A 12238-nucleotide genomic window follows, 5' to 3' on the forward strand; every position below is an offset into this window, starting at 1 on the left:
TTGGACCATGAGCACCGGAATAATCATTGGCGAAGACAGCCTTGCCCGCCCCGCATGGGCGGCGACAGACCCGATGATGCGCACCTATTACGACACCGAGTGGGGCATGCCCGTGCGCGACGAGCACGGGGTCTTCGAACGGCTTAGCCTGGAGGCGTTCCAGTCCGGGCTTTCCTGGGCAACCATCCTGCGCAAGCGCGAAAACTTCCGCGAGGCCTTCGCCGGCTTCGACCCCGAGGCCATCAAGGGCTTCGACGAGGCCAAGGTCGAGGAACTCCTGGGCAACGCCGGGATCATCCGCAACCGCGCCAAGATCCTGGCGACCGTCAAGAACGCGAAGGCCACCATCGCCCTGCGCGAGGACGGCGGACTGGCCGACTTCATCTGGTCCTTCCGACCCGAATCCACCCCGATGCCCACCGCCATCGAAGAAGTCCCGACCACCAGCCCCGAGTCCCTGGCCATGTCCAAGGCGCTGAAGAAGCGCGGTTTCGCCTTCGTGGGACCCACCACCATGTTTGCACTCATGGAAGCGCTGGGAATCGTGGACACCCATCTTCTCGGCTCCCACCGCCGCGGCACCTCGGGCGTCTGGCCGGCATGAGCTCGCGCTTCCTGGCATCCAACGGTCCACTGGATCCCGGTCACATGATGCGCACGCTGGGCATCCACTCGATCCCCACGCTCGACATCCACGAGCCCGCCGAGCATCGGCACACCCGGCTGATCGCCGTCGATTCGGGCCCGAAGGCCGTAGAGCTGGAGTTCGCCACGAACGGAGTCCACCTGACCTGCTCCGGGGCCAATGCCAACGACCTTGACCAGCTTGAAGCCGCGGTCCGCGCATGGCTTGACCTGGACACCGACCTGTCCGGAGTGCAGGAATCCTTCTCCCCCGATCCTGTGCTTGGCCCGCTGGTTGAGGCGCGCCCGTGGTTGCGGCTGATCGGATATCTCAACGGCTTCGAGGCTGCGGCCACCACGATCTTGGGCCAGCAGGTGACACTGGCCGCCGGTAGGACCTTTGGTGGACGCTTCCTGGCGGCGTACGGTGGCGAGGGCCCCGGCGGACTGCGGGTATTCCCGGCCCCCGAGGCCGTGATCGCCCGAGGCGTTGACACCCTGCGCGAAACCATCGGCTTGACCAAGACCCGGGCGGGCACATTGTTCCTCATGGCCGAGGCATTTGCGGCGAAGGGTTTCACCGGGGCGCCCGAAATCCCCTTGGATCGCTCGGAACTGCTGGCCTTGCGCGGAGTGGGCCCGTGGACCGCGGACTACCTGCAGATGCGCGGGCGAAGCGATCCGGACGCCTTCGTGCCCGGGGACCTGGTCGCGCGTCGGGCCCTGGACAGGATCAGCGAACGCGAGGCGGCGGCACTTGCAAGATTGTGGGCGCCATACAGGTCCTACGCCATGGTCCATCTCTGGGCCGCGGATTCGATGGGCAGTGCTCCCCGCGCAGCGAGCAGCCGAACGTTATTCACGAGTCCTGGGGGCGAGAACTCCACTGATGTTCAGATGACTCCGGGATCTTCTACTTAACAGGTAGCGCCGCTAGAACTGTGTCTGCGTCCGCTCGGTGACAACCGGGATATCTCGACGTTCAAATTGGTCCAGGATCGATTCATAGAGTCGCATATATTCAACAGCAGGGTAATGGCGAAGAAAGATCCTCACACAAGGCCTTCCATTTTTCATTTTGCACCTCGGAATATCCAATGACTCGTCAACATAGATATCCAATGAGTAGTTCAGGTCGGCACGGTCCCATAAAACTCGTACCTTCGCATCATTCGCATGATGAACACTCGTTACCGAGACAACGGAATCCCACGAAATCTTGTGGCCACCGCGCACAGTGATCCCACTAGGCTTAACCTTCAAATCAATTGATTCATTCCCCTTGCGAGACGCCCCCACCAATCCCGTGGATAATCCGACGACGCCAAAAATAAGGAGTATCCCGCCAACAGCTGCCGGGATACCCTGCGAGACAATTTGGGCCAGATAACTGGAGGTCGCAGGCAAGTCGTTTGCAATCAGGTAAAGTCCGAGAAGAAAAATAATTCCACCCAACAACAATACGGAAATACTTTGTTCCATTCGTGGGTAATAATGCAAAGAATTTGTCACGAACTCTTTGGGATCCGGGGTCCTATTTCTGGAATTTTTCAAAGATATTCCGTTCCGTACTCATCATCGTCCTCAAAAGAGACTGTATCGAAGAGATCGACCATCGGATCCATCATGAAACCCAACGTTGCTAAATTAGCGTCATAGGCTTCCAGCAGGAAAACCAACCCATGACCGCGTGCAGCCGTTCTCACATGACCAATCGCGGGCAAGATGGCAGCCCCATCGTCTTCGTGAGGGAGATCAACAGCGATGGTCGACGTCGTTTGCACAATCTTGCCAAACACGTCCGATTCATAATCCTTGACTTGTATCGGGGTCGCCGACTCGTATTTCGGCAACGACAGTTCCGCCAGGCTCTGTTCCGTGTCATCATCGAGAATTATCAGGTGGGCAGTGCCCATCGCATGACCGTCTTCGGGCGAGTACCACAATGTATGCTCGGCCTCTGCCACTTGGTTATTCACCACGTCCAGAGCCATCATTCGATAGACCTGCCGCAGATCAACATCGTCTGGAATGGCCACTTCGGCAAGGTCCTCGGCCCACTGCTCTGCCGAGGCCCATTCCTCTTCAGGGAAGGACCGTGGAACCGGGATCCAGTAGTCCAGATCCGGTGCGATTTCATATGACGTCACCGAACTGGCACCCACTTAAACGTCCCTAAAATTGCATATCCAAGTTGTCGCAAACCGTCGGCGAATTCCTCGCCGTTGTCGGCCTCAACGTGCGCATAAGAATAGCGCAGCCACAGCCCAGCCTTCGGATCAGGGTCGACACTGCCGTCGGGCAATGGGCGAGGAACAACCATGTTCAAACCGTTATTTTGCAACTCCGGTGCTTCGTCGGCACGCTCCATAGAGGTCCAGAGATACCACTCCGCCCCGTCGACTGCTTCAGATTCCAGAGGGGTACCCCCTGCGGCTTTACGCACGGCATCCACTAGTGTTCCAGCGGGCCCGACCTTCAGCGGGGTCATGATCATGGAGACCGGCATACCACCACTGCTGAGTTGTTTGACCGGCATCGCGAACCCGAGCGAACCACGACGCCGTAAATACTCGAACAATTGATGCATTTTCTGTCGAAGCAACAAGACCACATCCGCACGTCCACGTGCTCTGGGTTCCGCTGTCACAAGCTTCGTCAACATTTGTTCATGCTCGACGCTCGTATTGAACTCACGCCATCCCGATGGATACAGCATGCTGTATCCAATCCCCCGAGGATTCGTTTTTGACTCTGGAGGGCCTTGGCTCATCGTTTCTCCCGCAATATCAAGGTCTAGTTTTAACGTACTATCATCAAGCCAATTTCCTCTGCGGCTACTTATCGCGAGTCAGATCCCAGATGGTTGGAGGAGCAGTCACAATTACGGTACCGCCATCTTCTCCGATGCCATGTTTCAGGATCTTCTTTGCCCAGTCTTGTGCCGCAGGGCCAAGTTCATCGGAGTTGTTCAGAATATATCGAGCCAGCTCTCGATGCCTGGTGGCCCCGCCGCTTGTCAAGTACCTGACGTACTTCAGCTTGTCGTCATCGAGGGACTTTTTGGATCCCGCCATGTAGCCGTCGTGCTTTCGGTTCTTTTCCTTGAACTTGACCTGCTGGTACTCCTTCTCCATCTCGCGGTTTTTGCGCCGGATCTTTGACTTGGTATTCCGGTGTCCACGAATCGTGGTTTTGAGCGGACGCTTGGTATTCGTCTTGATGGACGATCTGACTATGCCTCGCCCAGTACTGGTCCGCGTTTTGCTGAAGGCCTTGAATCCGCTCTTGGGCCCAGCCTTGATCCCGCTCTTGAAGCCTCCTTGGAACACCTTGCCCAAACCCGAAAAAGCCTTGCCTGCGAAACGGCCAAAGGGGATGAGTCCCACGATCGCAATTCCCAAGCTGATCCAATCGCCATCGCCTTGAACCATCTTGATGACCTCGATAGCCAAAACCGCTGCCGCCAGGACCATCGCCGCCAGAGCAACGATTGGCCCCCAGAATGGAGAGGTAACAAATACCGCTGCAATGCCTATTAAGAGCGCGGCCCAGCCCAAGATGGAGCCGAGTGTGGAGAGGAACTTGTCATCGTTATCTGCGGCATCGAAGGCGTCCTCGATCTCATTGACCGCTTCGTCATAGGCGCCTTCCCAGTAGGACACCCGGCCGTCGAACTTTCCCCACAGCTCACGCAGCTCTTCTTCGGCTTCATCGCGCGCTGAATTCGCGGTTGTAAGCTCATCTTTTGCTGCGGACTTCTGTTCGTCGGTCGGTTCATCTTCCCAAATCATCGTGCGATCGTAGTCATCCACCGTGCCTTGTTTGTCTTCCGCGGTGTCCTTCGCTGCTTCCGCGGTCTGGTGCGCTTCCTCAATGTCATTAATCAGCGCGTTCAACGACGAATATGAATCTATGCCACCCTCGGCAGTACACATCTGCAAGGAGCCCTGGACCTTGTCCAACGCCTCCGAGTATTTCTTCAAGGCCTGGCCGGTGCCGTCATATCGAATAGCGGCCTTGCGCAGGTCGGGAAACACCTCCCCGGCTGACTCACGAATCTTGGCTATGGCCTCGGACTTCAAATCCGATGTGCCCGTGCTGATGTCTTCCAACCGGTTGGCCGAGCGTTCCATCTCTTCGCCCGAAGTAATCAGGGCCAAGGCACTCCGGCGCAAATCGTCAGGGGTTCCGTCGATCAACTGCAGGGTCTCACCGTGTGGCGATTGCAAACTCATACTCTGTATTCTCTCCGTCTACGTGGCTGCCTTGGGCGCGTCAGTGGCGCGGGAATTCAAGAACGCTTTCTTCGTATCCAAGTCCCACTTCTCAAAGCCCTCCTTGATGTCCTTCAGGCCCGTGTGCACACCTTCGAGATTCTTCACCAAATCATCGCGGGTATCGTTCCAGTTGTTTTCGAAATCCTCAACCCGATCTTTCAGGTCACCCTTGCCCATCGGGTTGCCCACGGAATTGGCGATGCCCTTCGCGATTTTCGAGGCATCCTTAAAATCCTTGATGCTACTGTCGAGCTCGGTGACGATCTCATCGAGACGGGCCAAATAAATCTCATCAGCCATGGTTGAACGACTCCTTAATGTCCCAGCACACTCCATAAACGCCGCTCATACGGCGTGCCAGCAAAATGTGGCCGCCTCGATGTTCTCTAAGACGACCACACGACCCAGCTACGCGGGGATCTACTTGCCTGCCATGGAACGGTCGGTATCCTGGATCTGCTCCATCATGTCGCGCAATGCGGTCGCCATGTCGTTGATGCCTTCAAATGCCCGCTTCAGTCCGTCTTGCAGATCCTTGTAACCCTCGCCGAACTGGCCCGAAGCATGTTCCGTCGTGAAATCATCACCCAACAGCTTGTCCACACCGGACTGCAACTGATCCAGCACGCCGTCCAGATCGTCGCGTCCGGTATCCAACTTGGAGGCCATGGCTTCCATTTCGCTGTAATTTGCCTTGAAATCGCTCACAACAATGCTCCCTCAAACTTCGACAGGCCCTATCGCCGGGCCGCTCCGATTCGTACTAAATCTACGATAATGTGACAACTGGATTTATCCAATGGGTAGAACTCCCCGTAGCGGGTCAACACCCGATTAACGTAGAAAGGACATATGGACGCCGTCGCATCATCCCTCGCCAAGGCACACGAACTCGGGATGCGCCCGGCCGAGGCCCGCCTGCGCTTCTGGTCCTATGTGATCGACTACTCGGTGTCGCTCGCCGTCCTGCTCCCGGCCGGCATCGGGTACCTGATCTACGTTGTCACGAAGCAATACTCGGTGGTTCCACTGGTCCTGACCGGGGCCAGCGGTTTGTTGTTGGTCGTCTACTTGATCGTTTTGCTGAGCCTGAACAGCCGCAAGGGAAGCTCCCCCGGCAAGGCCGCAATGCGTCTGCGGTCCGTGCGCCTGTCCGATTTCGCGGCACCGGGCTTCCCGCGGGTCTTGGGCCTGGCGTTGGTATTCCTTGGCAGCCACCTGATCCCGGTGATTGGCCCGCTATTGTTGTTGGTCTCCTGCCTGTTCGATCGCCGGCACCGCCGCGGCTGGTTGGATAAGCTGGCCGGCAGCTACGTGCTCGACCTGCGCAGCGGAATCGACCCCGCCAATGAGCGGATCCTTGCCCGCGCCGAATACCTGCTCACCCGCCCCGACCGCGACAACTCCGAGCACCTGCCCGAGTTGGGCACGGTGGCCCACGGCGCACAAGCCGAAGAAGCGGTCCTGTCTCCACGCCCGCGGTCCAGCGCCGGGATCGTCGGGGCGCTGAACAGCGACTGGCATGCGGCCGCCGGCGGCACGCGGGTGGTCCGCCGCGCCGCCTTGGCCTTCGACGACGGGTCCTATGTCCCGGTCCCCGATTCCGGGCTGATCGGCCGCGCTCCGGTGGCCGACGCGGGTCCGTCCAACGCCTTGCTGATTCCGCTGAAGGACCCCGAACGCCTGCTGTCCAAGACGCATCTGTCGTTCGGCAGCGATGGGGCGGACGTGTGGATCATGGACCTGGGTTCCAGCAACGGCACCCAGGTCACCACCGCCTCCGGCCGGCCACACAACGTGCCGGCCCACACCCGAGCACTCCTGAACGACGGCGACATCGTCCAGATGGGCAGCCGCACGTTCCGCATCACCTTCCAGGAGACCGAGAAGTGAAAATCAAGGCCACACTCAGGCGCCACGATGCCAGCACCGTCGACGTCGTATTGACCTGCGACGCAACCGCCACCGTTGGCGACGCGGCCAGGGCGCTCGCCCGGGACCAGGCCCCGGAGCACCCCACGCTGCTGGCCACGGCGGCCGGAACCGCCTCGGTGCAGCTGGACCCGCAGACTCCGCTCGCCGAGGCGGAGCTCGGCTCCGGCTTCACCATCGAAGTGGTTCCGACCACCGATGCCTTCGTCTCCGGCGGCTCGGCCGCCGCGGTGCTGCGGGTAGCCAGCGGGCCCGACGCGGGCATGGCCTACGCGCTGCCCGCCGGAACCTCAACGCTGGGGCGGACGGAACAGGCCACCGTCTTCCTGAACGACCGCATGGTCTCCACCAGGCATGCCCGCATCGAGGTCGGCAACAGGATCGAGCTGGTGGACCTCAACTCGGCCAACGGGATCCTGGTGGACGGCGGGCTGGTCCAGCGCTTGGCGGTCATCCCCGGCCAGCTGATCACCCTGGGCGCCACGGACGTCTACTTCGAGATGCTGACCGGGCACACCACGCACGAGTCCCCGGTCTACGAAAAGGGCGGCTCGATCAATTTCAACCGCTCTCCGCGGGTCGAGATCCGCTACCCGGGCAAGGAGCTGAGCCACCCGGCCATCCCCCAGGAAGCCTCGCCGAGGCTCTTCCCCTGGCCGATGATCTTCGCCCCGCTGATCATGGGCCTGACGATCTTCGCCTTCACCCAGCGGACCCTGTCACTGATCGTGGTGCTGGTCTCGCCACTGATGATGCTCGGCAACCTGATCGGCCAGCGCACCCAGAACAACAACAAGCTGCGCCTGGAAATCGAGACCTTCGAGCGCCAGTTCGAGCAGCTCGAGGACGAGCTGTTCGCCGGGGAGGAAGCCGAACGAACGCACCGGCGCAGCGAAGCGCCCGCCACGGCCACCGTGTACGACCAGGCCGAGGTTCTCGGCCCGCTGCTGTGGACCCGGCGCCCGGAACACTGGAACTTCCTGTCCCTGCGCCTGGGCTCCGGCCGGGCGGCCAGCCGCAATACCGTCACCGACCTCCACGACCGCGCCGGGCTGCAGGACTACGTACAGCGGGTCGAGGAACTGACGGCGAAATACCGGATGATCGACGACGTGCCGGTCATCGAGCTGCTGCCCTCCGCCGGGGCCATCGGCATCGCCGGCCCGCGCGTGCAATCCGCAGACGCGCTGCGCGCGCTGGCCGTGCAGCTCTTCGGCCTGCATGCGCCCAACGACCTGTGCACCGCCGCCATCATCGACCCCGCCTGGACCGATGACCTTGAATGGTTCAAGTGGCTGCCGCACACCACCGGCCCGCGCTCCCCGCTGGCCCAGGTGGCGCTGGCCGATACCCAGACCTCGGGCACCGTGCTGCTCAACGCCCTGGAGGAACTCATCTCCCTGCGCAGCCACGCGGAGTCCTACCGCCTGGGACCGCTGTCGGCGTCGGCCACCTCCATGGAGCTGGGCAAGGCCGTCGGGGAACACAGCGACAGGGGCTCGCGTGCCAAGGACCTTTCCCTGGTCCTGTTCGTCACCCATGATGCCCCGGTGGATCGCGCCCGGCTCTCCCAGGTCATTGAACGCGGGCCGGAGGTCGGAATCTACACCATTTTCGTCGCCCCGACCCTCGAATCCCTGCCGGCCTCCTGCCGCACCTTCGTGGATGTCAGCCAAGGGCTGGAAAAGGCGACGGTCGGCTGGGTGCGCGCGGGCGAGGAAGTCCGCCACGTCGCCATGGAAGGGGTCTCCCGCGAACACGCGGAACACTTCGCCCGGCGGCTGGCCCCCATCGTGGACTCCAGCTCGCTGATCCCGGACGCCTCGGACATCCCCGATTCCGTGTCCCTGCTGCGGATCCTCGGCACGGATCTGGCCGAGTCACCGGCCGCGGTCATCGAGCGGTGGCGGCAGAACAATTCGGTCATCGACCGCACCGCGGAAGCCGGGTCGCTGCCGCGGCTCAAACGCGCCGGGACCCTGCGCGCCTTCATCGGGCAGGGCACCCCCGATGCGATGAGCCTGGACCTGCGCACCCAGGGTCCCCACGCCCTGGTCGGCGGCACCACCGGCTCGGGCAAGTCCGAATTCCTGCAGGCCTGGGTGCTGGCGATGGCCGCCGAGTACAGCCCCGACCGGGTCACCTTCCTGTTCGTGGATTACAAGGGCGGCTCGGCATTCGCCGATTGCGTGGACTTGCCCCACTGCGTCGGGCTGGTCACCGACCTGTCCCCGCACCTGGTCCGCCGCGCACTGACCAGCCTGCGCGCCGAGCTGCACCACCGCGAGAAGCTCTTCCACCGGAAGAAGGCCAAGGACCTGCTGGAGCTGGAGAAGCGCCAGGACCCGCAGACGCCCCCGGCGTTGGTGCTCGTGATCGATGAGTTCGCCGCCTTGGCCGGTGACGTTCCCGAATTCGTGGAGGGCGTGGTGGACATCGCCCAGCGCGGCCGTTCGCTGGGCATCCACCTGATCCTGGCCACGCAGCGCCCGGCCGGGGTCATCAAGGACAACCTGCGCGCCAACACCAACCTGCGCGTGGCGTTGCGCATGGCCGACGCCGCGGATTCCAACGACGTCGTGGAGGATCCCGTCGCGGCGGGCTTCGATCCTTCCCTGCCCGGGCGAGGCATCGCCAAGACCGGCCCCGGCCGGCTGGTTCCCTTCCAAAGCGGTTACGCTGGCGGCTGGACCACCGACGAACCCGAACAGGCCGAGGTGCGCGTCGAAGACCTGCGCTTCGGCGGCACCCGGGTGTGGGAACAACTCGAGTCCCAGGCTCCCAACGTCGAGGAGAACAGCGGACCGAATGACCAGAAGCTCTTGGTCACCAGCTTTGTCGCGGCCGCGAGCAATGCTGCGATCCCGGCGCCGAGGCGCCCCTGGCTCGATGACTTGTCCGCCACGATCGACCTGCGCGACCTGAGCGCGGACAGTGACAGCAAGATCCCCCTGGCCCTGGCCGACATCCCAGAGCGCCAAGCCCAGGAAACGGCCTTCTTCGAACCGGATACCGACGGCCACCTGCTGATCTACGGCACGTCCGGTTCCGGCAAGTCCGCGGCCCTGCGCAGCATCGCGATCGCCGCCGGGGCCAACCCGGGGGCCGGTGCGGCCGCCGTATACGCGCTGGAATTCGGCACCAGCTCGCTGCGTTCGCTCTCGCCCATGCCGCACGTCGGCGCGGTGCTCGGAGGGGATGACGTGGAACGCATTCAGCGCGTTTTCCGCACGCTGGCCGAACACCTGGATGACCGTTCCGCCCGCTACGCCACGGCGAACGCCGCGAACCTGAGCGAATACCGCCAGCTGACCGGGGATCTGGGCGAGCCGCGCATCTTCGTGCTGATCGACGGGTTCGGCCAGTTCCGCAGCGACTGGGAACTGGGCCACGGACGCAGCGAGTTCTACCAGGTGTTCATGCGGATCGTGGGCGAGGGCCGCCCGCTGGGCGTGCACGTGATCGCCACCGCAGACCGCTTCGGCGCCGTGCCCACCGCCATCAGCGCAAACATCACCCAGCGTGTGGTGCTGCGCATGGCGGACGAGCAGGCCTACAACGTGCTGGGCGTGCCCAAGGATGTGCTCAGCGAACGCAGCGCCCCCGGACGGGCCGTCATCAAGGGCCATGAGGCGCAGATCGCGGTCTTGGGCGGTACCGCCAACGTTGCCGAGCAGACGGCGCTGACCACCGCATGGGCGCAGGAACTGCGCGCCGCCGGCGTCCCCCAAGCGGCCGGAATCGAAGCGCTCCCGCAGTCCTTCGAGGCCTCCGAATTGCCTGATTCCGCCAATGGACAGCCGGTGATCGGCCTGTCCGATTTGACCTTGGGCCCGTGCGGATTCGAATCGGTTGGCACCTTCGTCGTCGTCGGCCCGCCGCAAAGCGGCAAGACCAACACCATGCGCGCCATGGTCACTGCCCTGGCACGGCAGAATCCGGCGACCCAGTTCTTCCACCTCGGCGGGCGCCGCGCCGAGCTGCGCAGCTGGCGGGCCTGGAACGGCGCCGTCTCCGGGCAGGAGGAAACGCGGCGTTTCGCCAAGGACATGCTGGAGATCGTCACGGACGAATCCATGCCGGGCAAGATCGTGTTCGTGCTGGAGAATATCAGCGAGTTCGCCGATTCGGATGCCGAACGTCCGCTGAAGGAACTGATCAAGGCCATCAACCGGTCCGACCACTTCCTGGTGGCCGACGGGGACGTCAATCAGTTCTCCTCCAGCTTCGGGCTGCTCGGCGAGCTGAAGTCCAGCCGGCATGGCCTGGTGCTCAAGCCCGACGGCTACGACGGCGAATCGATCTTCAAGGTGCCTTTCCCTCGCGTCAAGCGCCACGATTTCCCGCCGGGCCGCGGCTTCATGGTCCAAAACGGCCAGCGCGCGCTGGTGCATGTTCCCCTGGCTGACCAGTAGGCGCGTCTGGATCCAGCGCCGGCGGCCACGCAATCGTGTGCTGCCGGCCAGGGCTGCCGCCGCCCGGAAAGACGAGTGTGCGGCGGGCAACGTTGCGGCGGTGGGAGATGGCGCATGGACCGGAATGGAGCGCGAGCCGCATTGCCCCTGCGTGCTATTTCACAAGCGGGATGGCGTGCCTTCGATTCCCTGCAGGTTCGGCATTCATCCGTTGCAGCAAATGCGCGGCAACGCTCACGGCGATCGTGGCCGGGAACTTTCCGGCGACCTCGGGCAGCCCGATAGGGCAGTCGATCCGGTCAATCAGTTCGGGCGCATGGCCGCTTTGGCCAAGTTTCTTTTGAAAACGCACCCATTTGGCGCGCGACCCGATCAAGCCGATGGAGCCAAGGTCCGGATGGCGCAAGGCTGCGTCGCACAGGTGGAAATCCTCGGCGTGATCATGGGTCATGATCAGCACATGTGTACCTTCTGGCAGGCAACTCAAGACCTGTTCCCCAAGCACCGCGACCTGCGAATGCACCCGTGCCACGCTCGGTTCCAGGACAGCAAGTTCTTCGAGGACTTCGGGACGGGAATCGGTCAGATACAGTTCAAGATCATGCCGGGAAAGTATTCGGGCCAGCTCCATTCCGACGTTTCCGATACCAAAGATCGCCACCGATTCCGGTACCGGCAAGGGTTCCAGCAATAGACTCACTTCTCCTCCACAGCATTGCCGCCCATAGGTCGCCGGGGTCTTGTCATTCAGCTTCAGGGTCATGGCCTGCGGCTCCTGCTCGCCGCGCGCAATCATTTCGCGGGCCCGGCTCATGGCCGCCATCTCCAGGTTGCCGCCGCCAATGGTGCCGAAAATTTCGTCCGCGGCGATCACCATCTTTGCCCCGGCCTCACGTGGCGCATGGCCGCGCACGGCGGCGATGGTGAGCATCACCGCCGGGCGCCGTTCGCGACGCAGCGCCGCAACCGCCTCAATCCACGACATGG

The 12238-nt window shown here is 62.4% G+C and carries 11 protein-coding genes; 4 read left to right on the top strand and 7 right to left on the bottom strand.

Translation table 11 applies throughout. From position 1 onward, the window contains the following. The first annotated feature begins 7 nt into the window (after nucleotides 1–7). Together JOF46_RS20625 and JOF46_RS20630 are read left to right on the top strand one after the other, a co-directional pair. On the top strand, nucleotides 8–604 hold the full coding sequence (locus JOF46_RS20625) for a DNA-3-methyladenine glycosylase I (RefSeq protein ID WP_209910896.1): 597 nt from the start codon (nucleotides 8–10) through the stop codon (nucleotides 602–604). Next, nucleotides 601–1545: a DNA-3-methyladenine glycosylase family protein gene (locus JOF46_RS20630; protein WP_209910900.1), complete on the top strand. Its 945-nt coding sequence runs from the start codon at nucleotides 601–603 to the stop codon at nucleotides 1543–1545. The genes JOF46_RS20625 and JOF46_RS20630 overlap by 4 nt, the downstream gene beginning before the upstream one ends. 12 nt (nucleotides 1546–1557) lie before the next feature. Here the strand turns inward: JOF46_RS20630 and JOF46_RS20635 are convergent, their stop codons facing one another. From JOF46_RS20635 to JOF46_RS20660, 6 genes are all read right to left on the bottom strand, one after another. Further along, nucleotides 1558–2106 carry a hypothetical protein gene (locus JOF46_RS20635; RefSeq protein WP_209910901.1) on the bottom strand — a complete coding sequence of 183 codons (549 nt, stop codon included), beginning with the start codon at nucleotides 2104–2106 and terminating at the stop codon, nucleotides 1558–1560. A 68-nt stretch (nucleotides 2107–2174) separates the two neighbouring features. Beyond that, the gene (locus JOF46_RS20640; protein ID WP_209910904.1) at nucleotides 2175–2789 is read right to left on the bottom strand and encodes a hypothetical protein; all 615 of its coding nucleotides are present in this window, start codon (nucleotides 2787–2789) and stop codon (nucleotides 2175–2177) included. Next, nucleotides 2771–3343, bottom strand: coding sequence for a hypothetical protein (locus tag JOF46_RS20645; protein WP_209910906.1), 573 nt, complete (start codon nucleotides 3341–3343; stop codon nucleotides 2771–2773). The genes JOF46_RS20640 and JOF46_RS20645 overlap by 19 nt, the downstream gene beginning before the upstream one ends. A 118-nt stretch (nucleotides 3344–3461) precedes the next feature. Next, nucleotides 3462–4862, bottom strand: coding sequence for a putative T7SS-secreted protein (locus JOF46_RS20650; protein WP_209910909.1), 1401 nt, complete (start codon nucleotides 4860–4862; stop codon nucleotides 3462–3464). Nucleotides 4863–4880: 18 nt separating this feature from the next. Further along, nucleotides 4881–5204 carry a hypothetical protein gene (locus JOF46_RS20655; RefSeq protein WP_209910912.1) on the bottom strand — a complete coding sequence of 108 codons (324 nt, stop codon included), beginning with the start codon at nucleotides 5202–5204 and terminating at the stop codon, nucleotides 4881–4883. Between the two features lie 120 nt (nucleotides 5205–5324). Continuing rightward, the gene (locus JOF46_RS20660) at nucleotides 5325–5612 is read right to left on the bottom strand and encodes a WXG100 family type VII secretion target (RefSeq protein WP_209910914.1); all 288 of its coding nucleotides are present in this window, start codon (nucleotides 5610–5612) and stop codon (nucleotides 5325–5327) included. A gap of 144 nt (nucleotides 5613–5756) precedes the next feature. On the opposite strand from JOF46_RS20660, the gene JOF46_RS20665 reads away from it, so the two are divergent. Beyond that, a complete protein-coding gene (locus tag JOF46_RS20665; protein ID WP_209910917.1) occupies nucleotides 5757–6797 on the top strand; it encodes an RDD family protein in 1041 nt (346 codons plus the stop codon). Further along, nucleotides 6794–11251, top strand: coding sequence for a type VII secretion EssC family protein (locus JOF46_RS20670; protein ID WP_209910921.1), 4458 nt, complete (start codon nucleotides 6794–6796; stop codon nucleotides 11249–11251). The genes JOF46_RS20665 and JOF46_RS20670 overlap by 4 nt, the downstream gene beginning before the upstream one ends. Nucleotides 11252–11405: 154 nt before the next feature. On the opposite strand, the gene xdhC is transcribed toward JOF46_RS20670, so the two are convergent. Then, nucleotides 11406–12236 carry a xanthine dehydrogenase accessory protein XdhC gene (xdhC, locus tag JOF46_RS20675; protein ID WP_209910924.1) on the bottom strand — a complete coding sequence of 277 codons (831 nt, stop codon included), beginning with the start codon at nucleotides 12234–12236 and terminating at the stop codon, nucleotides 11406–11408. Nucleotides 12237–12238: the final 2 nt, after the last annotated feature.

The organism is Paeniglutamicibacter psychrophenolicus (assembly GCF_017876575.1).
GTDB classification, from domain to species: Bacteria; Actinomycetota; Actinomycetes; order Actinomycetales; family Micrococcaceae; genus Paeniglutamicibacter; species Paeniglutamicibacter psychrophenolicus.